The sequence below is a fragment of the Lactobacillus sp. B4015 genome (genome assembly GCF_026536055.1).
Taxonomy (GTDB): Bacteria; Bacillota; Bacilli; order Lactobacillales; family Lactobacillaceae; genus Lactobacillus; species Lactobacillus panisapium.
This window is the reverse complement of record NZ_JAFNOY010000002.1, coordinates 156447-181123: the sequence shown is the minus strand read 5'-3', so window position 1 is coordinate 181123 and position 24677 is coordinate 156447. Positions and strand designations below refer to the sequence as shown.

21 protein-coding genes are annotated in these 24677 nt (G+C 35.9%); 10 read left to right on the top strand and 11 right to left on the bottom strand.

What is annotated here, in order from left to right; genetic code table 11:
* Window positions 1–162: 162 nt before the first annotated feature.
* The 4 genes from J3U71_RS02540 to J3U71_RS02525 are packed head-to-tail and all read left to right on the top strand — an operon-like array spanning window position 163 to window position 4468.
* Window positions 163–1176 (top strand): substrate-binding domain-containing protein, encoded by a 1014-nt coding sequence (locus J3U71_RS02540; protein WP_220269035.1) that lies wholly within the window; start codon window positions 163–165, stop codon window positions 1174–1176.
* Window positions 1176–2504 (top strand): sensor histidine kinase, encoded by a 1329-nt coding sequence (locus tag J3U71_RS02535; RefSeq protein ID WP_220269034.1) that lies wholly within the window; start codon window positions 1176–1178, stop codon window positions 2502–2504. Before J3U71_RS02540 ends, J3U71_RS02535 begins: the two co-directional genes overlap by 1 nt.
* Window positions 2497–3180 (top strand): response regulator transcription factor, encoded by a 684-nt coding sequence (locus tag J3U71_RS02530; protein WP_220269033.1) that lies wholly within the window; start codon window positions 2497–2499, stop codon window positions 3178–3180. The genes J3U71_RS02535 and J3U71_RS02530 overlap by 8 nt, the downstream gene beginning before the upstream one ends.
* Window positions 3170–4468, top strand: coding sequence for an ABC transporter substrate-binding protein (locus J3U71_RS02525; RefSeq protein ID WP_267392529.1), 1299 nt, complete (start codon window positions 3170–3172; stop codon window positions 4466–4468). The genes J3U71_RS02530 and J3U71_RS02525 overlap by 11 nt, the downstream gene beginning before the upstream one ends.
* A gap of 67 nt (window positions 4469–4535) precedes the next feature.
* Here the strand turns inward: J3U71_RS02525 and J3U71_RS02520 are convergent, their stop codons facing one another.
* Window positions 4536–6896 (bottom strand): SLAP domain-containing protein, encoded by a 2361-nt coding sequence (locus tag J3U71_RS02520; RefSeq protein WP_267392530.1) that lies wholly within the window; start codon window positions 6894–6896, stop codon window positions 4536–4538.
* Between the two features lie 222 nt (window positions 6897–7118).
* Entirely contained in the window at window positions 7119–7460 is a 342-nt protein-coding gene (locus J3U71_RS02515; protein WP_267385630.1) for a hypothetical protein, read from the bottom strand.
* 252 nt (window positions 7461–7712) lie between these two features.
* Between J3U71_RS02515 and J3U71_RS02510 the strand changes: the two genes are divergently transcribed.
* The 4 genes from J3U71_RS02510 to J3U71_RS02495 all read left to right on the top strand — a co-directional run bounded on the left by J3U71_RS02510 (window position 7713) and on the right by J3U71_RS02495 (window position 10848).
* Window positions 7713–8195, top strand: a complete 483-nt coding sequence (locus J3U71_RS02510) for a hypothetical protein (protein WP_267392531.1) — start codon at window positions 7713–7715, stop codon at window positions 8193–8195.
* 18 nt (window positions 8196–8213) lie between these two features.
* The gene (locus tag J3U71_RS02505; protein WP_267392532.1) at window positions 8214–8612 is read left to right on the top strand and encodes a hypothetical protein; all 399 of its coding nucleotides are present in this window, start codon (window positions 8214–8216) and stop codon (window positions 8610–8612) included.
* A gap of 517 nt (window positions 8613–9129) precedes the next feature.
* A complete protein-coding gene (locus J3U71_RS02500; protein WP_103752830.1) occupies window positions 9130–9987 on the top strand; it encodes a TIM barrel protein in 858 nt (285 codons plus the stop codon).
* Window positions 9988–9999: 12 nt separating this feature from the next.
* Window positions 10000–10848 carry a TIM barrel protein gene (locus J3U71_RS02495; RefSeq protein WP_267392533.1) on the top strand — a complete coding sequence of 283 codons (849 nt, stop codon included), beginning with the start codon at window positions 10000–10002 and terminating at the stop codon, window positions 10846–10848.
* A 266-nt stretch (window positions 10849–11114) separates the two neighbouring features.
* On the opposite strand, the gene J3U71_RS02490 is transcribed toward J3U71_RS02495, so the two are convergent.
* The 9 genes from J3U71_RS02490 to J3U71_RS02450 form a co-directional block, all read right to left on the bottom strand.
* The gene (locus J3U71_RS02490) at window positions 11115–11966 is read right to left on the bottom strand and encodes a TIM barrel protein (protein ID WP_267392534.1); all 852 of its coding nucleotides are present in this window, start codon (window positions 11964–11966) and stop codon (window positions 11115–11117) included.
* 13 nt (window positions 11967–11979) lie between these two features.
* Window positions 11980–12846 carry a sugar phosphate isomerase/epimerase family protein gene (locus J3U71_RS02485; protein ID WP_103752827.1) on the bottom strand — a complete coding sequence of 289 codons (867 nt, stop codon included), beginning with the start codon at window positions 12844–12846 and terminating at the stop codon, window positions 11980–11982.
* Between the two features lie 29 nt (window positions 12847–12875).
* Window positions 12876–13901, bottom strand: coding sequence for a Gfo/Idh/MocA family protein (locus J3U71_RS02480; RefSeq protein WP_164715406.1), 1026 nt, complete (start codon window positions 13899–13901; stop codon window positions 12876–12878).
* A 121-nt stretch (window positions 13902–14022) separates the two neighbouring features.
* The gene (locus tag J3U71_RS02475) at window positions 14023–15189 is read right to left on the bottom strand and encodes an MFS transporter (protein WP_267392535.1); all 1167 of its coding nucleotides are present in this window, start codon (window positions 15187–15189) and stop codon (window positions 14023–14025) included.
* A 13-nt stretch (window positions 15190–15202) separates the two neighbouring features.
* Window positions 15203–16078, bottom strand: coding sequence for an isocitrate lyase/PEP mutase family protein (locus J3U71_RS02470; protein ID WP_267392536.1), 876 nt, complete (start codon window positions 16076–16078; stop codon window positions 15203–15205).
* A 17-nt stretch (window positions 16079–16095) separates the two neighbouring features.
* Window positions 16096–16782, bottom strand: coding sequence for a hypothetical protein (locus J3U71_RS02465; protein ID WP_267392537.1), 687 nt, complete (start codon window positions 16780–16782; stop codon window positions 16096–16098).
* 161 nt (window positions 16783–16943) lie between these two features.
* Window positions 16944–18809, bottom strand: coding sequence for an FAD-dependent oxidoreductase (locus J3U71_RS02460; RefSeq protein ID WP_267392538.1), 1866 nt, complete (start codon window positions 18807–18809; stop codon window positions 16944–16946).
* A 237-nt stretch (window positions 18810–19046) separates the two neighbouring features.
* Window positions 19047–19958, bottom strand: coding sequence for a myo-inosose-2 dehydratase (gene iolE, locus J3U71_RS02455; RefSeq protein WP_103752821.1), 912 nt, complete (start codon window positions 19956–19958; stop codon window positions 19047–19049).
* 41 nt (window positions 19959–19999) lie between these two features.
* Window positions 20000–21400, bottom strand: coding sequence for a sugar porter family MFS transporter (locus J3U71_RS02450; protein ID WP_267392539.1), 1401 nt, complete (start codon window positions 21398–21400; stop codon window positions 20000–20002).
* A gap of 621 nt (window positions 21401–22021) precedes the next feature.
* On the opposite strand from J3U71_RS02450, the gene J3U71_RS02445 reads away from it, so the two are divergent.
* Window positions 22022–23473: a sugar porter family MFS transporter gene (locus J3U71_RS02445; RefSeq protein WP_267392540.1), complete on the top strand. Its 1452-nt coding sequence runs from the start codon at window positions 22022–22024 to the stop codon at window positions 23471–23473.
* 1 nt (window position 23474) lies between these two features.
* Complete coding sequence (locus tag J3U71_RS02440) at window positions 23475–24353, top strand: helix-turn-helix domain-containing protein (protein ID WP_267392541.1); 879 nt, start codon at window positions 23475–23477, stop codon at window positions 24351–24353.
* The last annotated feature ends 324 nt before the right edge of the window (window positions 24354–24677 follow it).

The window sequence follows — 24677 nt, the reverse complement described above, 5'->3', positions numbered from 1 at the left end:
GGATGCGCTACCAGTGCTAAATGTCATCAATCTGAGTGTGACATTTGTCACTATTTAAAGCGCTTTCCTGAATATTGTTGATTGAACAGGATTTTTCAGCAATAATAATTTATATGAAAAGCATCAGCTTTTTACTATTAATAAATAAACGAGATGTTGACATTGAATTTGCCGAAACCAAAAAAGCAGCATAGAAAAAACCAAAACCCTTATACACGAATTTTACTGGGCATCGAACTGTTTTTCGCTGCATTTTTTATTTTGTTAGTCTACTTAGTCTTTATTGTTAATCCAAGCCAAAATAAGCAAACAAAGATTGGCTCTACCTACATGACAATGAACAATAGTTTTTACCCTGTTTTAAATGAACAAATCGCTAATTACATCGATAACCGTCATGGTCGATTATATAATCGCGATCCTGCTTTAATTGTTGATAAACAGGTCCAGGAACTTAATTCATTTATCAATCAGGGTGTCAACGCAATCATTATTAATCCCGTTGATGGTAATAGTATTAAAATCCAAGAAGCCCTGCATAAAGCTAAAACTAAGGGTATTAAAGTTATTGTCGTCGACTCGCAAATGAAATCTTCACGTTATGTTGACTGTACTATATTGTCTGATAACTATCGGGCAGGACAGCTTTGTGCTGAACATTTATTAAGAAGCAGAAAAAGCGCAACTATTCTCCTTCTTGAGCATTATTCAGCTTATTCGGCTAATAACCGTATTCAAGGCTTCACTGATACTCTCAAAAAATCGCCTAATCACAGAAATTTCCATGTCGTAGGTAAAATTAATACTTATGGCCAGTCCGAGATTACTTTACCGCTAGTAGAAAAGGCCTTAAAGAATGGAGCTAAATTTAACACCATTATGGCTTTAAATGATCAGGCTGCAGTTGGAGCCCTAGCTGCAATCGATGAGGTAGGAGTAAAGCGACAGATTGATGTGTACAGCGTAGACGGTTCAGAAAACATGAAAAAGCTGCTTGGAGTTAACCACAACGCGATTGCTAGTTCCGCGCAAACACCAATTAATATGGGAAAAACAGCCGTTAGAGTCGCTTATAAATTAATTGCCGGCAAAAGAGTCCCCCCAAAAATTATCCTGCCCGTTTATTTGATTACTAATAAAAACATTAATCACTACAATGTTTTGGGGTGGCAGTGATGCCAAAGTTTAAGTATTTGATTGTCTTGCGAAGAATGATGTTATGGCTAAACTTCTTTGCAATTTTGTTCAACGCAACCTTGTTTATTTATGCCACAGATTATGTTATTAAAACTGAACAGTCTTACCAGTTGCTTTCCTCTTTACACCACATTCCTGATTCTCCTCAAACTATTTTTTGGCAGAGTATTATTAGTTTTGTAGTTTTAGCTTTTGTAATGCTATTTCATCATCATACCCAAAAATTTAGCCATAATTCGCAGTTGAACAACTTAATCATACTGATCGAATTTATCTTGGCTATTATTGTTTTTGTTACACTACGAATGACTTATAATGGTATTTTTTTACTTATTTTTGTTGACTTTATTATCAGCAACCGTAACCAGTACAATTTTCGCGACTATCTGATCTGGGTTTTAGTTGTTGGCTTTTTGCTTATCATATTGCTAGTAACAGATTATTCAATTTTGAGTCACTTCATGACATTGCCGGATATAACTACTTATTTAAGTTTTTTGCCCGGAAAAATTGGACCTTCGCTTGTTTTCTGGAAAAACTTTATCACTACTTTAAATTTAACTTTATTTATCCTAATTTTAATTTATTTCGCAATTTATCAGCTAAATCAGGAAAACGACATTCAAAACAAACTTGCCTTAGCCTCTAAGGCAAACTATGAATTAAAAAACTACGCTGCTTTTTCCGAATACATCGCCAAAGATAGAGAAAGAAAACGAATTGCTCGTGACATTCACGATTCAGTTGGACATGCTTTGACAGGAATTGCAGCAGGAATTGATGCTACTTTGGTTTTAATCGATATTGATCCTGAAGCAACTAAAAAGCAGCTAACCAAGATTCAAGTGGCAGTAAAGCAGGGAATTAAAGATGTCCGCAAAGCCGTAAATCGTATAAGACCAGGAGCACTTACCAACTATACGCTTGAAGAATCATTAAAAAAGATGTTGAAGGAATATGCTGACATTTCCCGAATCGAAATTAACTTTTCCTACCACTGGGGATCAACCGATTTTGAGAAAACGACCGAAGACGTGGTCTTCCGCATCATTGAAGAGTCGATTACCAACTCACTACGCCACGGCCATGCCAGTGAGGTAAGCATCAAATGCACTAAAAGCGAAAGCAATATTTACCAGATGATAATTAAAGATAACGGACTAGGAGCAACAAACTTCAGGCCGGGTTACGGAATTACACAAATGAAGGAACGTGTAGCGATTATTAATGGTAAGATCAGCTTTGATGGCAAAAATGGTTTTACTACTAAGGTTGAAATTCCAATAGAAGGTGACACAGATGATTAAAATTATGATTGCAGATGATCAACAACTGATTCGCGATTCGTTAAAAATTATTTTAAACGCTAATCCAGACTTTTGCGTAACGGATACGGTTGCAAACGGTCAGGAGGTTTTAGATAGTATTAAAAAGAAGATGCCTGATATCATCTTGATGGACGTTAGAATGCCTAAGATGGACGGTACTGTCTGCACCAAGTATGTCAAGGAAAAATATCCTAACATAAAGGTAATTATTTTAACCACATTTGATGACGACGACTTTATTTTTAGTGCTTTAAAATATGGAGCTTCTGGCTACCTTTTAAAAGGTGCATCAACCCAAGATTTATATAGAGCTGTCAAAACTGTTTATAACGGTGGGGCAATGATTAATCCCGATATTGCAGAAAAAGTTTTCAAGCTATTTTCTAAGATGGCTCAGGCAAATTACGCAATTCAGGTTAATGACAAGGACACTAAAAACTTTTCTAAGCATGAGTGGCGCGTGATTCAACAAGTTGGGTTTGGACTTTCCAACAAAGAAATTGCTGCCAAGCTGTTTTTATCAGAGGGAACAGTTCGTAACTACATTTCTAAAATTTTGGATAAGTTGCAGCTGCGGGATCGTACACAGCTAGCTATTTGGGCTGTACAAACTGGAATCACTAGCGAATCAATTGGTGATGATGATGAAAGTTAAGAAAAGATTATTTATCATCATCGCGTTAATTATTGTGTTTATTACGAGTGTCGTTGTTTGGAAGCGTCATATCACTGAACAGCAAAAAACTTTAACCATCGGCCTCTATACTAGCAGCAGCTGGGACGTGCCCAATGGCCACCAATACCACGTAATCGATTATGCAATCAAGAAGTTTAAAAAAGAACATCCAGAAATTAAAATCAAGTATGAGGGTGGAATCCAGCAGGACGATTATCGCAACTGGCTTAGTGAAAAGATCATTGAAAATAAGACTCCTGACCTAATCATTGTCCCCAACCGAGATTTTAATGCCCTGGCCAGTGAAGGCGCATTTAAAGACCTACGTCAAATGATGCAAAAGGATCGGATTCAGCCTGCTGTCTTTTACCAGAGCACCCTAAAAGCCGGACAATATAATGGCCAACAACTTGCTCTGCCCTATGAAGCTAACCCGACTTTAATGGTAATGAACAAAACTTTGCTAAAAAAATTAAAGATTGCTACGCCGAGTGAAAATTGGACGCCAAGCCAATTTTACAGGCTTTGCCGACGCGTTGTTTATTCCACAAAAAAGCGAAAATACTATAGCGTTACCATGAATTATAATTGGCAAGATGCCCAGCTAGCATATGGGAATCAACTTTTTAGTAAAGATGACAATAACGTGCAGCTAACTACTGATACCGCCAGGAAGGCCTTTTCCTTAATTGAAAATATCACTAACGACCAGCCCTCATACAATGTCACCTCTCGTCTTTTTGATAAAGGCAGCGTAGCGTTTATGCCTTTAGGTCTGGCCCAATATCGGACTTATACTTCCTATCCATTTCACATCACACGTAACAACAATTTTGTCTGGGAGTGCACAAAAATGCCCGGAATTAGTCACGCACTGGCCACACCAATGGAGACTACAATGTTTGCCATTTCCAGCAAGGCGAAAAACGCCCAAAGTGCGTGGGAATTTATGAAACTTTTATGTACGAATAAGAACATTCAACGCGAAGTAATGAAAACCAATATGGGCACTTCAGTTTTATCCAGTGTCGTTAACAGTCCTGCTGCACAAAAGATACTCGATGAAAAAGTAATCAGTTATCATAATTTAACTACCAAAAAACTGGATTTGATTATGAAAGACGGAGCAATCAGCCCAAAATTTAAGTCTTATAATAATAAGCTAGAAAGACTAGATTATAAGATTCAAAATGCTTTAAAATCCGGCGACTTAGAAACTCAATTGTTTAATATTCAGCTCCAGGTCAACCAAACTGACGAAGAATAAAAAGCAAAACAAAATCCATTTTCTATAACCTTGAGGTTAAGAAAATGGATTTTTTAATTAGCAAACTTTAAAAATTTGCTTTCTTCACAAACGCATTCTTACCAACTATGTAATACTTTTTACCATTAATCTTAATGGCAGCGCCATATGTTCTTACTGCAGATTTTTTCTGCAGTAACAGCTTCTTAATTCGTTTAGCTTTGTTATCGTAGACAAACGCATTATGCTTCAGTTTTCTTTTTGTCCCAGAAATATTGGCAGCCAAAATGCAGCGCTTATTGGTTAGAACATAATATCTTTTACCATTAATCTTCTTTATGCCATAAGTTCTGACGATTGAGCCAGCTTTAAGTTTATATGATGTCCTTTTTTCTTCAGTAGTATATATAAAAGCATCGTGCATTACAGTCCTTTTCTTAGCTTTTTTGTCATTAGTATGATCTGCAGGTTGTTTTGGTTTACCCGCCTCATTTTCGACTTTTCCAGCATCAACATTTGAAGTAGTATTGTCATTACTTGTGCTGCCCGTATTTTGCGTATTATTACCTGTTGAACTGCCACCTGTGTTATCGGTATTTCCCGACTGTTGCTCGAAACCCACTAGTTTCGTGCCTACTTGATCATAAGCAATGTCAAACTGGTTGACTTTGTTTTCATCTTGGGCTTCCACCTTGACGTCTTGCACATTATTGACGCAAAAACGGGCTAATGTCGCAGTTTGACCGTTGGAAAAGAACAATTCAATGACATTTTTATCCGTGAAGGCAGTTATTGAAAAGTCGTTAATGCCTTTCAGGCCGGAATCATTAATGTAACCCAAGCCGCTAGCCAGACCATTCTTATAGTAATCAGCCGCACCACCGGATAGCTCGCTGCTTTGTCCCGCAATACGATATTTTCCGGTTGCCGGATCAAAAATAATAAAGTTGCTGTCTTTACCTTGAGTGAAAGATATTTTAACCGCACCCTGATAATTTTCACTATTTTTAGTAGAAAAATGCAGATTAAATTTGCTGTTAACAGGCTGTTGGGTTAAATTAAGCAGTTCATAATAATTGTTTTTAGAAGCAGGCTGATTTCCAACAGTGCCAGTTACCTTTTTGTCCGGATCTTTTTCAAGATTCTCAGTAACTGGCGAGCTGGAGATAGTTAAATCATTGTTTAAAGTAATTTTTCTAGCTAACGTATAAGTTCCAAGCCGGGTTGAATTTGGTGAAAAACCACTTTGATTTGCCTTAATGCCAGAATTTGTATAGTTCCAGTTTCCTACCCAACCCATTGTAATGAGTGAATCATCGGCTTGAGTCAAGTCATCGCTGCCAGTGAAGTTTGCACCGTAATAATCCGTCCCTTGGTCCATTCTTTTAGCATTAGTTTCTGGTACAAACAGACCCTGATCATTTAAGTGACCGACAATATAATAGGTGCCGGTAGTCTGCCCAGCCTGTGGTGCCTTAGCACCAAAGAATAAAACCTGTTTAGTGCTGCCATTGGTCATCTTCATACTTCTGACAGCTGGACATTCAACGGGTGCTTCAAACGGTAGTCCTTTAAAAAAGAGATCACTAGATAATTTGCTGTCAGCCTGATTAGTATTAGCGTTGGACCAGACAAGTCCATCTTCAGACTTATATACCCCGATCTTATCGCCTTCTGCAGCGTACATAATCAACTTACCCTTCCAGTAAAAGACAGAAGGATCACGTTCATCTGAACGATTAATCGATGTCCATGGCCAATAATGGTCTAGAATAATTTTCTTGTCATTTAACGGGTGGCTAAAAGTTTTCCCATTATCATCCGACCAAGCAGCCCATATATTTTGTTGATTATCTTTATTGCTCAAGCCGGAAAAATATGCGACTTTAGCCCCCTTAGGTACACCAGCAATATTACCTTGATTAGTAATAATACTTCCAGTCCAAGCACTGCTCCAAGCATCACCAATGTCACCTTTTAAATCAGCAATTGCAATATTAGGCTTGCTAAAATGGATAAAGTCCCTAGTGGTTACGCGCTCCCAATTCTGCTTGGCACCCGTATCACCATTGACTACTTTTTCTGTATGAAGATAATAGATATTCCATTCTTTATTTTCGCTATCAAAAACAATAGTCTGTAAATCATTTGACCAGCCCTCTTGCGTATCCAGATGAAAAGAACTTGTCCGTTCGGAGGAAGTATCACTTGGCTTCAAAAATGTATACCCATTATCACTATATCCATTTGAAACATACTTGCCATCAAGCAAAGGGTCGTTTTCATCAGCCGTAGAAGTTGCTTGAGTGTTTTTCACCTGTTCCAATAAAGTACTTGGGATATTTGTGGTACTTGCAAAAACTTTAACTGCTTTCATATTTACGAGACCAACACTCAAAATGGCTGTTACCGCAATCGAAGTAGCTAACCGGAGCTTATTAATTATCATTATTGTGCCTCCAAAAATTCTATTAGTATTTTTTAAAAGCGCTTTCTAAGTCATGACAACTTCATTATATATGTTACTCAGTAGGTATAGTAGATGATAAATGTCACTTTCTTATGGACTTGTGATTTTGTACAGTCGACTTCAAAAAGCACCGTTACAAGCTCCTTATTATAAAAAAGTGTGCCCAACAGGTTAATTGCTAAGCACATTTTGACATCATTTTTACGTTAAATATTTAATTACTTGGTCAATATCTTGTTCTTTTTTACTTTGCGATATTTCGTTATTTTTTAATATTTCAATCGCATGCTGAACCATGGAATATACTTGCTTATCATCATTGCTGTCAAGGATAAGATAACTGATTTTAAAATACGATTCTAAGTTTGATGTGTTCTCTTCATCAAGCGATTTTTTAATTAAATACCTAAATATTGCTTTCAGGTTACGTGTTCTTTTGCGTTTTTCCTGCTTTTTATCATAAACTGGTAAAAACAAAGCAACACATACTGCTGCGATCTCTGCAAATGCAGTAACCCACTCTGACAATGGTCCAATATTCATAATAGCACCCCACAAATTTAACCTAGTTACATGAAACAAAACGCCTGGGCAACAAGACGTTTTTGATAATTATAAGACTATAATTACTATTTCACCATTTTTCTATAACTAATAATCTGTCTAGAAAAAATGTGAATTATCGCCACAATTATCTCTATATATGAACTGTTTATTTAGAATCAAAATAAAGGAGATAAAAATGATAATAAAAAACTGTTTTATAAGAGATGGTGGTTTTGGCTAATTACTATTGTGGTAATCTTCATTACAAATGGTATTAGAAATGGTTCTGAAGCTGAAACTAATAATAACAGTGAACCAAAATCAGCAAAAGTTGAAACGAATACTGCCTCTAAAAATTCAAAGGAAAAGAAAAGCAGCAGTGTAAAAAAACTTGCAGCTAAGAAAAAAGCAGCTGTCGAGGAAACTGCTCAAAGAAAAGCAAGACAAAAAAGCTTAGCTGCAAGGGCTCAAAAAGAAGCTAAAATAAGACATAATAGGCAGTTAAAGCTGCAAAGAAAAAGACAGCAGAAACAACTAAAACAGCAACAACAAAAGCAATCTGCTGAAAACAAGCGTAACAATCAAACTGTCTATGTAGCACCAAATTCCGGCAGAAGGTATCACTTTGATCCAGATTGCAGAGGCTTAAGACCTGCAAACGGAAATATTACTAGTATGAAGTTAGGGCAGGCTATTCGTCAAGGCTATACACTATGCAAATGGGAATATTAAAAAAAGAGGTTAATGACAATGATAAAAGTAGGTCTAAGAAAGCCAAGTCTCAAAAAATCTATTGCTACAAGAACCAAGGGTAGAGCTACGAGAGCTCTAAAAAAAGCAATCATTCCTAATTACGGGAAACGCGGTATGGGTTGGGCACATCCGAAGCAAAAAGTGTACAATGCCCTTTACAGCCGAACTACCATTGATTCACGAAAATTATTTACTGAAGCCAACAGTCAAAAAATCAAAACAAAAAGTGCGACAAATAGGCAAGCAAACTCTGCTAAGTTTTTTAACGAAAAAAATACCGTTCAAGAAAGCCGCATTAACAGTAATAATGATCATCAAAAAAAGCGTCAAAAATCAGATATTTTAAGGTCAAAAACCAAAAAGACTGGAAAATTAACCGGATACTTTATTATATAAAAATTATCCGCTCTTGCTTTCTGTGGTTTGGAGTGGCTGTATCAGTTATCGGGTACCTTGAAATAGGTCTATTACCACTCTTGATTTGGCTTGTACTTAAATTACCTACTTTGCCATTTGGAGAACCGATTGCACTTTCAAAGCTTAAAAAAGCACAAGAAACGCAAAAATTCAATGAGAAATAAACATCAAAGCAAAGCTTAGTATTTTAATACTGCAATAAACTTAAAACTAAAATAAAAGCAAGTCAGCCTAATTGGTAAACTTGCTTTTTTGTAACTCTAATTGAATAGTTTATCCTCTCAGTTCACTTTGTTTAAGCTAAACTATCGTAAACATTTAATTATGGTACATACTTTTTCATAATGCTAACTTTTGTTAACAGCATTTTACACTATATAAAAGTACAATTATGTGCGCGGTTTTTACATTTACCAACCTTCTTTTATTATTTACTATTGATTATGGAAAACGCTTTTATAGTGGAAAAATAGAACTTTAAAAATGGAGGTTTTCAATGATCAATAACTCAAATTTATGTCTTAATCGGAAGTCTGCTCCCGGTCTTCCAATTACGGATTTTATTAAACTAGCACATGATTTAGGAATTAAGCACGTAGAATTGCGCAATGACCTGGGTAGTGAGCCAGATAATAAGAACATTTTGGACGGAATGAGCATTTCTGAGTTCAACGACTTGTTAAAACAGTATGACGTTCAGGTTGAAGATATCAACTCACTAGGCAGTACTGATCTATTGTCGCAAAAAGAGGATAATCTTAAAGACTTAAATGAAATGATTACAATTGCTAAGGGCATTGGTGCAAAAAAAATACTTTTTTGTCCAGTTATGGATAAGCATGATTATCGCAGCAATAATGAAAAATTTACCGAAGGCGTCAAGACAGTCAAGGTTTTTGCAAAGCAACTTGAAGAAGAAGGAATGTCTGGACTTTTTGAAACCTTAGGCTTCCCAGAAAGCTCTGTAAGAACACCTTTTAGAGCCATTGACATTATTAAAGAAGCAGGAGCCGATAACTTTAAAGTAGTTGCAGATTTATTTCATTGGTTTATGGGTGGCGTTACACGAAAGGACTTAGACGAAAAATTGGATGTTAGTCAAGTAGGACTAATCCACATGAGTACGGTTGAAGTTAAAAGACCAAAATCAAAACTGACAGATCAAGATCGGGTACTTTTAGGTGATCCAAATCACGATAATATTAGTGCTTACGATACTATTAAGTGGTTTGCAAACAGCCAGTTTGACGGTTTATTTTCCTTTGAACCATTTTCCAATGAATTACGTAAATGGAATTACGAAAAAGCTAAAGCAAATCTTACAACCAGTATTGAACTGCTGAAAAAAATATAGGAGGAAACAACTATGCTAGAATTAAATGATTTTTGTGTTAATCGTTGTTGTGCCGGCGGTCTCTCATTACCCGAATTTGCTAAATTAGCAAATGATGTGGGTGTTCACAATATTGAACTTCGCACTGATATTCATCAAGGCAGTAATTTTTTAGATGATTTAACTACTGATGAATTTAACAACTTGCAGCGCAACTATGATGTACATGTCGCCAATATTTCTGCCGAATTTAACTTAGATGATCAAAGTAATTGGAACCAAAAACTGCAAGAAGTCACTAAATTAACGGAAATTGCGCAGAAAATTGGTGCGCAGAACATCCTTTTTACTCCTATTCGAAACACCGATGATATTCGAACTGACGAGCAAAAATTTGCCGATTTAGTTCACAATATTCGTATTTATTCTGATATTCTCGGTGCAGTGGGTGTAAACGGACTTGTTGAGCCACTTGGCTTTGGTGACTCATCACTCCGCTTTCCGTGGGTTGCACAAAGAATTCTCCAAGAAGCCGATGCTAAAAACTTCAAGTTAATTGCCGATACTTTCCATTACTATAAGGCAGGTGTTACTAAAGATGACTTTACAAAAAAAGTTGATGTCAGCCGGGTTGGTTTAATCCACCTCAGTTCAATCACGACTAACAAGAACCCTGAAGAGGCAGACGACGCTGATCGCTACTTTATTTCTGATAATAAAGATGATGTAATGAAATCAGTAGAGCAAGCAAATTGGTTTAAAGAAAGCAACTATTTTGGTCTTTATTCTTTTGAACCATGTGCTCCTGAAATTAATGACTGGAGTTATGATAAATGCAAGAAAGAAATCTCAAGTAGCATAGAAAAGATTATTGCGGGATAAAGAATAAAAAATAATCTGTTAATGACTTATTAGATGGATAAGTTGTTAACAGGTTTTTATATTAAGAAGTTTTTTAAACCTAGCTACAATATTTAAAGAATTCAATAAAAAAGCGTATCAGGCTAATAACCAGTCTGATACGTTTTGCGATTAGAAAGTTAAGCAAAAACTTTGAAAGGGTTTGATTTTGATAAGTCTACTGTTTATTTTATTAAACTTTATTTTTGATAAACGAATTGGATTATGAAGTAAGTATTTGATTCAAATTAGTTAGCATTAATTAAATTAATACTGTGAATAATTTCTTTTTTAGCCTTTTTGGCATCCCATTTGTATAGTTCAGGTGAAAAAGGCTCAAATGAATATAGTCCGTCATAAGAACTATTTTCGAACATTTTTGCATGAACATCAGCACGCATTATGTCATTTTCATCTAGCATGATTCTGTCAGCATCATCTAAGTTTTCACGTTTCTTATGGTTGATGACCGAACTTAGGTGAACCAAACCAACCATTTGTGGATCAATTTTTGTGTCGAAATCTTTTTGAGTAACATTAGCTAAATAGTAATGGAAGTTGTCGGCTACTAGTTTAAAGTTATCTACACCAGCGTCTTTGATAACATCCTGAGCTTGCCAAGGGGTTCTAAGGGAAGAATCCATAAAACCCAAGGGCTCAAGCAAGCCGCTCATGTCATTTTCCTTTAGCAAGTTTGAGTATGCTTTCATGTTGTTAACTGCGCCTTGATATTTTTCTTCACTAGTTCTTGAATCATTTTCATCCCTAACAGGACAAAATAAAATGTTCTTAACTTTTAAAACGCGACCAATACGAATCATTTCTTCCAAACTAGTGATATTTTCATCTAATTTTGTTACTAAATCCATGTTGCCCTGAGCATTGATATCAACGACCTGAATGCCCTTTTCATCAAGCAGGTCCTTGATCTCCTCTGGCTGGTAATCATCTAAAATTGTGGAGTTATCAACTTTACCTGTAATATCATTACGTAATTCAATATACTTGATCCCCAAATCAGCAACCATGCGAATAAAATCTTTTAAATCTAATCCTGGTGCTGCTTTTCTATTAATACAAAAGTCATCGTAAGAAAGCATAACTGTCTCCTTTTTAGTTTATATGAAGTCCTTCTTTAATAGACTTTAATGTTTTTTCATTTGACCATTCAATACGGTCAGGCCACATAAATACGTTGTTCGTAACAATACCATCAAAGTTAATTTCACGAAGAGTAGCATAGAATGTATCCATATCTACTTCACCTTCACCTGGATTGAGGTGTTGGTGAATTGTAACGGGGGCACCAGGAGGATTAATTGTGTATCGTAATCCATATGATCCAGCAAAATTAAATGTATCTGCGATTAATATGTGGCTCAAAATATCTTTTGAATCCAAAATTTCTTGACGCACATCACCCTTACCAGCATCTGAATAGAAAGCGTGTGCTGAACACAATACTTGTCCTACATTATCTGAATTTAATGAACGAATAAGTTGAGCTGCGGCATAGCTTGATTCGACAAAGTCATTTGGATGAGCCTGAATCTCAAGACGAATTCCTTCTTTTTCAAAAATTGGAAGCAATTCTTCCATCGATTTATACCATTGACCTTCAGAGGTTACAGAATTATATTTATCGCCAGAAAACTCAGTATTAATTATATCGACTCCTAATTCTGATGCTAGCCAAATAGTTCTCTTCATATTGCGAACTGCTGCCTGGCGTTCCTGTTCGTTTGGCGATGACCATTGCTGGACAGGTACCAACGATGAAATTTGTACTCCTGCATCCATACACCATTTGCGAACATCAGCAATCATGGCCGAATTTGCCTTCGGATATTGGTAAAACCAGAAAAAGTCTTGTCTTGGAGCTAATTCCAGGTACTTGTAACCCAACTGAGCTACTTTGTCAATTGTCTCATGAAGAGGTGTGTTATCACGAAACATCGAAGCATCATATGCTAATTTCATTAAAAGACCTCTTTTTTCTTCTTATCTTATTACTTGTTTTCATAAAGAGCTGGTCTCTCTGGTAAAATAACTGGCTCCTTAACAAAGCCGTTATCGCGTGACTTCTCTAAAGCATCAGCTGCGACGCAAGCCATTAAACCATCCCAAGTTGTAGGTGCAGTTGGGTTAAGATGATCGGCCAAAACTCCATTTACCCAATCCTGAATTTCAGAGTCAAAGGCCTGACGGAAGCGAAAGCTGTCATTTTGTGGAATTGAAGTCTGGAATCTTTCTTGTGTCTTGACTGATGTGAATGTTGGACTAGTCAAAGCAATATTACCTTCTTCACAAACGACTTCACAGTTTATGTCATAGCTGTTATGGTTATTAACAAAAACTTCGAGGTCAGCATGTACGCCGCTCTTAGTGTCGAAAGTCATAATTTGTGGGTCTTTCAAACCTTTGTGGGTATACTTGGTCTGTGCGCCTGGAATAAAGCAAGAAACTTTGTCATAGTCACTTCCTACCAACCAGTGCATGATGTCGCATTCGTGAATAGCTGTTTCAACAATTGCATCGTTGTCATAATAGTCTGAAACTGTAGTTTCGTTTCTATGAGTCATGTGAAGAACCAATGGTTTGCCATACGTTCCTTCATCGATTGCCTTCTTGATTTGACGGTAGCCATTATCATAGCGACGCATAAAGCCTACTTGCACCATTCGCTTACCGATTTTGGTTTCAGCTTCAACAACACGCTTACAGTCTTCAGCGGAAGTTGAAAGTGGCTTTTCACTAAAGACGTATTTACCTACTTCAAGAGATTTAAGAACAAATGGTACATGAGTATCGTGTGGACGAGTAACAACCATGACTGCATCAATATCAGGTGATTCAATCAATTCATCGCCCGTTTTGAATTGCCTGCAGTTAAACTTTTTTGCCAGTTTTGCTGCACGTTCCTGTTTGATGTCAGCCACACCTGCTAGTGTTGCGCCGTTAATACTATTTGCAACACGTTCGACATGGTCGGTTCCCTTGTAACCACAACCAATAATACCTATTCTAAGTGTCATAATTTGCCTCCTAAGACTTAAGTTATTTTTAGGTAAGCGCTTTCGCTTACTTGATACAAAATTCATTATAGAGCTTTATAAACTTCTCACAATGTAAATAAATATTTATAAAATGTAAAAACTAACTAAATATTTTCGTCTTTTTATCCCCAAAAAGCAGTACTATGAATCCACCTATTAATGAAGCAATCCCTAATACATAAAATGCTGTAATCATTGAATATTTAGCACGCAATTGGCCTGCTAGAATTGGAAATAATGTCATCCCTAACGCATAAATAGATTGAAAAAAACCAGTTGCAGTTGACAATGCGGCTTGTGGTACTTCAGAAATCGCCACAGCATTTAGAATTGCGAACAGCGTCCCTGTACCAATTCCTGGTATGAGCTGTAAAAAGTAGATTAAATAAATATTCTTTGTGATTGGTACCAAAAAGCAGTAAATTGCTAACAGAATATAGCTAACTATCAAGATGCTTTTTTTGGAAAATCGGGAAAGAAGCCTTGAAGAGGTTATTTGCGCAAATATAACTGCTGCCATCATGAAGATAATTGAAGAAAGACCCTCAGAATATTCTGGTGCATGAATTTCTTTAATAACTTGAGTGGTAAAAGACATTGTGGTTGACATCTGGACACCCTGCTGAATAAATGCAAGAAGTCCGCATATCAGTAAAGTCTTGTTTTTTACAACTCGAAAAAAATTAGACCAGAGATTTTGATCAGAGTTAGTTGAAAAGGCAACATCTGGTAGCGTTATGGATAATGCAAAAGCTAGTATTCCAGCTATAATGCTAAATAAACATAAACCTGACATCGAAAATTGCCCATAAAAAATACTGGAAATTATAAATCCTAAAAGCATTCCTATATTATTAAACATTACTAGAATTGCCATATTTTCTACTTTACTATTTTTAGTGTTAATTTTTAAAAAAAAGAGCATAAAGGACAGCCAAGTTGAGCTAGCAATTCCTGAAATAATATTACCAATTAAAAATCCTATTCCATTTGGAAAAACTAACCTTATCAAAGAAGCAAATCCGGAAAGAAATGTTCCAAAAATGATAAGTAATTTGTGATTCAAATACCAATCTGCTAGCATGCCTATTGGTATTCTAAGCAACAACTGTGATAAACCGTAGGCTCCTACAACAAGACCAATAAGGTTTGAAGCTACATTGATAGCTGTCAAAAAGGGAGTTTGGTAGGGAATATAAACATATTGCGCAAACCAAAATAAAACGATAATAGTGATAAATTTAATTGTTAGTCTTTGTTTTTTCATGAAAATATCCCAATTATATCTTGAATTTTTTTTCGAGATTAGCAATACTTTCAGTCCCAACAAGACGCGAAAAACGTGCTGCATCATTACAAGTTTTCTGCTTTTTTGAAACAGTTGTACACTTAAGCTCTTGTCTAAGCGTCTCCTGCTCTTTTTCTACACTTGCATATAACGTGCTATCATCGAATGTTACTATGGAAACGCCTAATTTAAGCAACTCATTCATGCTGATAGGTTCTTTCAGTGAGCAGGCATTTATTAGCAATGGTGTATCTGGAATTTCTCTGATAATTTTGCTAACTTCCATAATACTTGCAATATTATCAATGAACAGCATATCAGCGCCTGCCTTAACGTAATTGCTGCATTTATTAATTGTCTCATTAATATTACAAATATCACGAGAAGATGTATGAACCATAATTGTAAAATCATTATTTTTTCTGGCTGCAACTGCAGCGTAAATTCTGTTTACCATTTCGGGTATTGGCACAATCATAGTTTTCGCCATCATGCCGCATGCTTTAGGCCAGACTCCGTCATCAATGTAAATTCCTGCTGCACCAATGGCTTCGTAGCTACGCGTAGTTCTCGCAATATTTTCCCTAAAACCATGACCGGTACCTACATCACATAAAACAGGAATATCAACGCTATCAATTATCTCTTTTGCCTGATTAAATAATGCATAAAAATCAGCAAATCCCATGTTGGGCTGACCATAAGCAGAATTAACTGCAAAGCCAGTCAAATTAATGGCCCTTGCACCCGCTTTTTCACATACTTTGGCTGATAGTCCATTGCCGGCAATTGGTAATTTGAGGATTTTATCACCTTCGTGAACTAAATCATTAAAAGCCGAACACATTATTTGTGCTTTGTTTTTCATTGTTATTCCCCCCTAAATTAAAAACTCAATATTTCATTATCCGCTTTTTCAATCTGATCAATTGTCTGCCTGACCGGCAGAATAAATGAAGGTTTTAATTCACGGGCCTCAGTAAAAGATATTGCTCGATCGTCCAGCGCTATTCCTAAGTGATTAAAAAATGCTGTTTGCTTAAGTTTAAGCAAGTCACTTTTATTAGAGCGTGAAACAATAATCTGTGTAATTCCTAATTGCAACAATGCCTGAATACGATTTAATAATTCGCTATAGCCATACTCATTAATTCCCTCCAGTTTAGGAACAACTTGCAGATTATAATCTTCAGCACCATATATGGCTGCTTTGACAGTATTAATGAAAATTTTTTTTGCAATTGAGCCTGAAATCTTTACCGATGTTGAAGGCCAAATTTGGTCGTTTATTACCAAGTATTTCGCGCCAGCATTGCCCAGCTCCTCTGCTGTCATTCGCGCACTTAATTCATTACCAAAACCAGTCTGACCATCAGCAATTAATACCGCATCTGTTTCAATACTCAAAGTAGTAAAGTATTGTAAATATTCACGCCTAGTAATCAGACCTTCATTATCCCTACCTAAAGTCATTAAGGATAAGAGCCTGCCACTGACAAAAACTGGTGTGCTTTTCTTACAGTTTCTTATTAACCTTGCAGAAACAGATACAGGGATTATTCCTTTCAACATAGCAATCTCCTTATTTTTGCTTTTTACCAAAAAACTCGTAGAACTAATCAGCTGAATGTTTGCATTAATCATTCTGAAAAAGTTAACTACGAGTTTTAGCAAATATTTTAGTATGTCATCGAATGTGTTTTACACATCGCATATTTGTTGTCAATAAAATTTTATTTACTATGGAATTCCTTTGCCGAATCTAAAGCGTTTTTAACAGCTTCCCTCATAGCTCGACTCGAAGAAGAAGCTCCTGAAACAACATCAACATCATAAGTGTTTTTCTCTACCATGATTTTTGGCAAGGTCTTAACCGCACGCTTACCATAGTCTTCACTTTCGCTTTCCTGTAAAACTTCAACATTTTTCAGGTTCAAGTCATCATCTACAGTGATTCGGACAACGATATCATTGCCCATACCAGCAGAACTTACGCCAAGAAATTGGTTTTTGTCCAGCTTAACGGTATATTTTTTCTTCAAATCGGTAGATAAGTCAGTGTCTTCTTTTACAGATGCACCTGAGGTGACATCACTGTTGTCGTCAAACACATTATTTCTGTCGGGCTTTACCTTGGCAGCATTTTCACCTGCAACCTTACCAAATATCAGACAGTCAGCAAGGTTTTCACCACCTTGATAAATCCTAACAATGTTGCTTCCAAGTTCACCTGCACCATAAAAATGAGGAATCGCATTGTTAAATGGATCCATGATCTCAGCCTTGCCGTTTCTCTTTGGACCACCATGCGTTTGCGCAATTGATTGAACCATAGGCAAAGCATATACAGTATGCGTTGCGTCAAATCTCTCCATGGTATCAGCTGCACGGTGGTAATCTAGATCGTTACCGGATTCAGCGTAAGAATTAAACATATCAATTGTTAAAATTAGCGTTTCTGTTTCAACACCGATTTTGGCTGCCAGTTTCTCAACGCTGTCAGCACTTATCAAGAAATTCTTTAGTGCTCGTTGATATGGTACGTGATCTATTTTAGCCAGTCTTTCGTATTGCTTTTGATCAAAAACAACGTACGGCTTAATTGGAGCCTGCGGCGTCCGCCATTGACCATGATTGTAGAACCAGCCCTCTATACTAAATATATCTTCACGACAATATCTAGTACCATCATCACCAACTAAGAAAATGCTACCTGTGTACATTTCTTTAGCATCAATATCGGCTGGCTGGAAAATACTGCGCTCACCTTCATGCACTGGTAATGTTAAATCACCAACGATGCCAGCTGAGTTATAAGTAGTCATATGCCATAATCTAGCACCAGCTTCAATTGCAAGGTCAATACCATCACCAGTGTTGTAAAGAGTTCCCACTGGAGCTAAATGGTGCTCACCGATAAAATCTTGAATTTTAATTTTACTATTCGAGAAGCCACCAGTTGAAAGAACAACACCATTTCGTGCTCCAATATTTCTCACTTTGCCCTTTCTCTTGATTTGAACACCAACGACAGTTTTATCAGGGGTTTGAATAATATGAACGGCTGGCGATTCAAACCAAACGTCAATATTATCCATCCTGTCAATAACCCTCTCTCTAAGCACAGTCCATAGTGCAGAGTCAAACATTCCATTATGAACAGTCATTAATTCGGAAGCTGAAGAATTAGTGAATTCTGGGTGTGTTGCGGTCGTTTGATTATCAGCAGTATGACTTAACGGGTTATCATTCGGATGTTCACCAAATACAAACGGCTCTACCTCTAAGTATTTAGAGAAGTAATCTTTCATGTTTGACAAGCCCTTGATTACAGTATCTTCCACGTCTTTATCAATGTGGAAACCTTGCGCAAGCTGCTTATAATATGTTCTGAACTTTTCTGGATCTGGGGTATAACCAACATTTTGGCCCGAGTATCTGGTATTACCACCCTCATGGCCTTCCGGAGCTTTTTCTGCTACCAAAACTTTTGCACCGTCATCTGCAGCAAATCTGGCTGCACTAGCACCAGCACCACCAAAGCCTAACACTACTACATCGTAGACTTTATCCCAATTTATGGACTTATCAATTATCATATTTATTAAAAACCTCTCTTTTTTTAAGGCAAATTAGGCGTAAATTAATTTGAAAAATTTAATTAAACAAGCATGTTATATCAATCTAAAAACTAGTGAATTTATCATTATTATGAATTTTTAAAAGAACTACTCAAATAATTAGATGTTTACAGTTCGGGTAAATTCGCATTCTTGATATTAACTAGTAAACGTTATAAGTGATAAAAATACTTGTTAACTTATGATTGCTTATTTTTACTTTCTATATGGTGCAAACAGTTCATCTTCCATATACTTATGTGCCTTTAATGCCATTTCAAATGGATTATGCTTCTTAGGATCCTGTTCTGCCTCAACCATAATCCAACCTGTATAGTGATGATCAGCTAGTGCCTTAAATATTGGCCTAAAGTCAATATCACCGTCACCTGGTACAGTGAACATGTCATTCATAAATGCATCTTGGAACGACAATCCCCTTGCCTTTGAATCATCTTCTTTAGCTTTACGAACATCCTTGAAGTGTACATGGACAACACGGTCAATAAATGCGTTAAGCATCGGCATTACTTCACCTTCTGAAACAAAAGCATGACCTGTATCAAATACCAGACCAACCTTGTCCGGATCAGTATTGTCCATAAGTCTTTCAGTTTCTTCAAAAGTTTGAATGCCGGTACCCATGTGGTGATGATATGCGATTTTTACGCCATATTTCTTACCAATTTCACCATATTTATTCAGGCCTTCACAGACTTCATCCCATTCCTTATCCGTAAAGTAAGGTTTATCCGTAAAAATATTTTTACTTGTTTGCTGAATTGAATAAGTTTGCTCTGAAACTGTAGTAATGTGAGCTCCTAGAGCCTGTAGTTTCTTGCAGTGCTCTTCAAAGTCAGCCGTTGCTTTTTCAATACCGTCTCTAATAATGAAACTGCTGAACCATTGACCAGCAATTTCAATGTGACGTAATTTTCGTTCGTAATTTATTTCATCTGTGCTTGGGAAAAAGCCACCCATTTCTACACCCTTAAAGCCAGCTAATGCGGCATCGCTTAAGAGTTGAGGAAAAGTGTTTTCAGCACCAATTGATGGAATATCATCATTGCGCCAACCAATAGGACAAATACCTAATTTAATATTTTTATCAATTTTATATTCGGCCATAATATTTCTCCTTACTAAATAAATTATTTAGTTGCTTATTTTTATTTTTCATATCTTTCACGGAAGAATTTTTCAATACTGTCTAATGAAGCACCCTTTGTCTCTGGAATCCTAACTTTGACAAACCATGCGCCGATAAGACAGAATATCGCAAAAATATAGAATGATGATATCCCTAAAATAGAGAGAATAACTGGAAAAACTAATCCAACTATAAAATTAGCCATCCATAAAACAAAAATCGTGATACCAGTTCCTAATCCACGGTAGCGGACTGGGAAGATCTCCGAATTGAGCAACCACGTAACGGGCCCCAGGGTCCCCTGATCAATCACAATATAAATGAGTAAAATAATCAAAACTGCAAATGGAGCCCATGAAGTATGAAGGGCAAAACTGCCAATTAGCGCAATTGCAACTAAAGCAACTGCACAAAAAACATATCCGATTAGCAGCAATGGCTTTCTGCCAAGTCTATCAACCGTATACATTCCAACAATGGCGCCAATTACTGAAAATACTCCATTTGCAATATTCATATATAATGATGTATTGCTACCAAAACCAGCAGAAGTTAAAATTTTGGTACCGTAATACATGACGCTGTTAATTCCAGCAAATTGTTGGAAAACGCCTAATAAAGAACCTGTAATAACAATTTGCAAAATCCAGGGTTTTTTAAAATCCTTAAACGAAGCTTTTTCTGCATTTTCTTGTTTTAATTTTGCCGCGTTTTCTTTTAAGTCGTTAATCTCAGCTTCTGCTTGTGCCTTACTCCTGACCCGACAAAGAGCTTCCAGAGCTTGGCCAAACATTCCTTTGTTTGCATACCATTGAGGACTTTCTGGAACCAGGTACATGCCAAACCACAATAAAACACCTGGAATAGCCGTAATACCCAGCATTATTCTCCACACAGCAGCATCATGAAGACCAATCGTATTGCCCAAAACGGCATTAATGAGAAAAGCTAGTCCTTGACCACCGACAATCAGCAACTGGTTCATGCTTACAAACTTACCGCGTTCTTCAGCTGGTGAAATTTCTGCTAAATAAACGGGTACCATTGCAGAAGTTGCACCAACTGCTAGACCCATAATTACTCTAAAAATAATCAGAATCATTGTATTAGGTGCAAAACCACAACCCAAAGCGGTAATTGTGAATAACACTCCTAACCAAATCATCAGCCTTTTACGACCAATTCGATCGCTTAACGGACTGCCAAAGACGGCACCAAAAGCGGCACCAAAAGTCAGCCCACTTGAAACAACGCCTTGCTCAAAAGCTGACAAGTTTAACTGACTTGGTTTTGCCATGAAATCTAAGGACCCATTTACTACCCCAGTATCAAAACCGAAGCAAAGAGCTCCCATACATGCAATCCATGCAACCAAAACTAAATAACCATGATGGTTATTTTCATAACTATCTTCTTGCATTTTGCAATCTCCAAATTTTTCTAACCTAATGCTATTATTTATAAAAGCATAGGATTAAACTTAACTACACCTATTTTTTTAACGAGCAAAAAAATAAATACCTATGTAACATAGATCTTTAAATCTATTTTTTCGTGATTGCAATCACTAAAAATCATTTTATTTAGAGTCAACCTTTTTGCAAGCGCTTATATTTTTTTGGAAGATTCGTCACAAATTTATCTTTTATTTATGTTCCGTCAGATAAGGATTTTTCCAATATTTTGGCAAAAAATAATAAAGAACAATTTCCAAGCATAAAAGTAATTTAAACTAGAAAATATGAGCTTTATTAAGAATAAAAGCGTAAATTTTAACCACAAAAATGTAAATTTTTATCTCAGATGGCCCCTAAAATAACAACTTTAACCAGATTGTCCCTTAATTTAGAAAGTTTTCAAGAAATTAAACTGACTATCACTAATGCTTATATATCAATGAATCGCAAGTGTCATTTTTTTCTTTTGAACCCGGATTTACTTGTAATGATTTTAAAAATATGAATAAATTACTCACGAGCATATTTTTGACTGATTGCATCACTATAACTGATTTATTTTTGAATTAGGAAATGGTGATACGATGAATAATAATCAAGCTACGTCTTCTGGCAAAGAAGATGAGATCGTAAATAAGAAGAAAAAAGAAAAGTTACAATTATACGGTTGGATAATCACTTTGGGTGGTCTGCTTTTTGGAATTGATACAGGAGCAACTAATGGCTCTCTGGCCTTTATGAGCAGACCAGATCAGCTTAACTTAAATGCTTCAGACGAAGGACTAGTTACTAGTGGAATAACTTTAGGTGCAGCTTTTGGCGCAGTTATTGGTGGCAAATTGTCAGATCGATTTGGCAGAAAACATGTTTTAATGTACGCAGCCTGGATTTTTGTTTTGGGTACCTTAGGTTGCACTTTTGCTCCCAATGCCATTGTAATGATCCTATTTAGATTCATTTTAGGATTAGCTGTAGGGGCTGAATCTGTCATTAGCCCTGTTTTCCTTGCTGAACTATCTACCCCAGATATTAGGGGAAATTTTGTTAATCATCATGAATTGATGATTGTCAGCGGACAATTACTGGCTTACATTATCAATGCTCTTTTTGGCGTAATGCTAGGTAACTACAGTGGAGTATGGCGCTATATGCTGGCTTTTGGCTTAATTCCAGAAGTTTTACTTTTAGTCGGAATAAGCAAAGTTCCAGAATCACCAAGATGGCTGATTACCAAACATCAAAATAAAAAAGCCGCGAATATATTAAAGGATATTCGTAGCAATAGGGAAGACGTATCAACTGAAATATCCGAAATAGAAGATTCCTTAGCAAAAAGTAATAAACAAAAAAAGGTAACACTAAAAGACTTAAAAGTTCCGTGGATTCGGCGTCTAATTTTAATTGGCATTGGACTAGGCATTATGCAGCAAGGCATTGGCATTAACATTATTATGTTTTATGGAACAACGGTTCTAAGCAATGCGGGTTTTAGCCATTCTGCAGCCTTAGTCGCAAATATCAGCAACGGTATCATTTCAACCATTGCAACCATTGTCAGCATTCATTTAATGGGTAAAATTGACAGACGAAAAATGGTCATTACCGCAATTTGTGGTACTACTACCACTATGCTAATAATCAGTATCTTGTCTTTTTTGCTCAAGGATAATTCTCTTTTTCCATATATTATGTTGATATTAATGGCAATTTTCTTAATCTTTTTTCAGGGTGGAGTTTCGCCAATTGTATGGGTACTGTTATCGGAAATTTTTCCCCAGAGCATTCGTGGAATGGCAATGGGCATAGCGACTTTCTTTCTTTGGTTTGCAAATTTTTTAGTCGGCTATATTTTTCCGATTTTATTAACAAATTTTGGATTAAGCAATACATTTATTATTTTTACCATATTAAATGTTCTTTCTTTGTTTTATGCAATTAAATTCATCCCTGAAACACGTGGAAAGTCTCTTGAAGAGTTACAATCCTGTTTTCAGTCTAGCGAAACAGCTGAGGATAAAGAAATGAAGAAGGAATAAAATGAATAAGTACAAAGATTTTATTCCCGAAAATGAATGTGGCGTAACTGTTGAAAAAGGCATATATTATAACAATCCCAGTGATTTAGCTCACGAAATATACTTTTACCCGATGTTTGGAGCTGAATATCGGGTAACTTATCCTTATCAGGTAAAGAGAGATTTTATGGACTCATTTTTACTTATGTATATCAAAAAAGGAGAATTGAAGTTTTGTTTTCGTAATCAGGAATTTCACGCTAAGAATAAGATTGTTTTACTTGACTGTAAAGAAATAAACAGCTATAAGGCTATTACTGATAGTGAATTTTACTTTCTTCACTTCAATAGTCCATTTATGCAAAAGATTTTCAATCAAATTACTAAGTATACTCTTCCAGTTTTTAATCCTCGCAAAAATATTGAGAATTTATTCATAAGAATTTTCAGACTTATTTCTACCAATTCCGACGGTCAAAATGACCCATTTTTATCAAACTTAACTTACAATTTGATTTGTGACTTATCAGTAACACAGGAAAACAAATTAACAAATTTATCAAGTGACTTTCATTCTATGCCTGATTACATTAAGTCTGCGCTAGAATTTATGAATCGAAACTACAAACAAAAAATTAGAATAAGTGATATTGCTTATAATTGCTCAATTAGTCCTTCCCAACTTTCTCGAGACTTTAAAAAATATACAGGTATGAGTTTGCATCATTATTTATTAAAAGTTCGCGTTAAAGTAGCTAAAAGTTTATTAGTAAAAGATAATGCTATTCCGTTGGAAAAAATAGCTAGTTTATGTGGTTTTACAGACGCATCACATTTATACAAAAAAATTAAGGAAGCTACCGGATTATCACCTGGTAAATTTAGAAAAAAATACTACTAAACTATTTGCAATCTAAGTATTTGCTTAAAATAGCACAATTGTTTTTATATATTATGCATAAATTATTAATATAGTTACATATTATTTATAATGTATAAATAATTAAAAAATTCACCTAGTCATATGTACTAAGTGAATTTTTAAATATCTAGTGTTTTAAATATACAAATACTCGATAGAATAGATTCATTTTTTAAATCTCATTAGCCATTATTCATAATATAACAAGTTTTTCCTTTTCAATCAGATAATAATTGCAGCTTTTTACAATTTCCTGCACAAATAGACCAACTGTCCGTTTATTTCGGATAATTAGCCTAATTA

What these genes read in the sequence shown, in the direction of transcription:
- J3U71_RS02465 (WP_267392537.1), bottom strand. Translation starts at nt 16,782, where the DNA reads ATGTTGAAAGGAATAATCCCTGTATCTGTTTCTGCAAGGTTAATAAGA.
- J3U71_RS02505 (WP_267392532.1), top strand. Translation starts at nt 8,214, where the DNA reads ATGATAAAAGTAGGTCTAAGAAAGCCAAGTCTCAAAAAATCTATTGCT.
- J3U71_RS02535 (WP_220269034.1), top strand. Translation starts at nt 1,176, where the DNA reads ATGCCAAAGTTTAAGTATTTGATTGTCTTGCGAAGAATGATGTTATGG.
- J3U71_RS02445 (WP_267392540.1), top strand. Translation starts at nt 22,022, where the DNA reads ATGAATAATAATCAAGCTACGTCTTCTGGCAAAGAAGATGAGATCGTA.
- J3U71_RS02475 (WP_267392535.1), bottom strand. Translation starts at nt 15,189, where the DNA reads ATGAAAAAACAAAGACTAACAATTAAATTTATCACTATTATCGTTTTA.
- J3U71_RS02440 (WP_267392541.1), top strand. Translation starts at nt 23,475, where the DNA reads ATGAATAAGTACAAAGATTTTATTCCCGAAAATGAATGTGGCGTAACT.
- J3U71_RS02480 (WP_164715406.1), bottom strand. Translation starts at nt 13,901, where the DNA reads ATGACACTTAGAATAGGTATTATTGGTTGTGGTTACAAGGGAACCGAC.
- J3U71_RS02520 (WP_267392530.1), bottom strand. Translation starts at nt 6,896, where the DNA reads ATGATAATTAATAAGCTCCGGTTAGCTACTTCGATTGCGGTAACAGCC.
- J3U71_RS02515 (WP_267385630.1), bottom strand. Translation starts at nt 7,460, where the DNA reads ATGAATATTGGACCATTGTCAGAGTGGGTTACTGCATTTGCAGAGATC.
- J3U71_RS02470 (WP_267392536.1), bottom strand. Translation starts at nt 16,078, where the DNA reads ATGAAAAACAAAGCACAAATAATGTGTTCGGCTTTTAATGATTTAGTT.
- J3U71_RS02490 (WP_267392534.1), bottom strand. Translation starts at nt 11,966, where the DNA reads ATGCTTTCTTACGATGACTTTTGTATTAATAGAAAAGCAGCACCAGGA.
- iolE (WP_103752821.1), bottom strand. Translation starts at nt 19,958, where the DNA reads ATGGCCGAATATAAAATTGATAAAAATATTAAATTAGGTATTTGTCCT.
- J3U71_RS02525 (WP_267392529.1), top strand. Translation starts at nt 3,170, where the DNA reads ATGAAAGTTAAGAAAAGATTATTTATCATCATCGCGTTAATTATTGTG.
- J3U71_RS02530 (WP_220269033.1), top strand. Translation starts at nt 2,497, where the DNA reads ATGATTAAAATTATGATTGCAGATGATCAACAACTGATTCGCGATTCG.
- J3U71_RS02500 (WP_103752830.1), top strand. Translation starts at nt 9,130, where the DNA reads ATGATCAATAACTCAAATTTATGTCTTAATCGGAAGTCTGCTCCCGGT.
- J3U71_RS02460 (WP_267392538.1), bottom strand. Translation starts at nt 18,809, where the DNA reads ATGATAATTGATAAGTCCATAAATTGGGATAAAGTCTACGATGTAGTA.
- J3U71_RS02495 (WP_267392533.1), top strand. Translation starts at nt 10,000, where the DNA reads ATGCTAGAATTAAATGATTTTTGTGTTAATCGTTGTTGTGCCGGCGGT.
- J3U71_RS02485 (WP_103752827.1), bottom strand. Translation starts at nt 12,846, where the DNA reads ATGAAATTAGCATATGATGCTTCGATGTTTCGTGATAACACACCTCTT.
- J3U71_RS02450 (WP_267392539.1), bottom strand. Translation starts at nt 21,400, where the DNA reads ATGCAAGAAGATAGTTATGAAAATAACCATCATGGTTATTTAGTTTTG.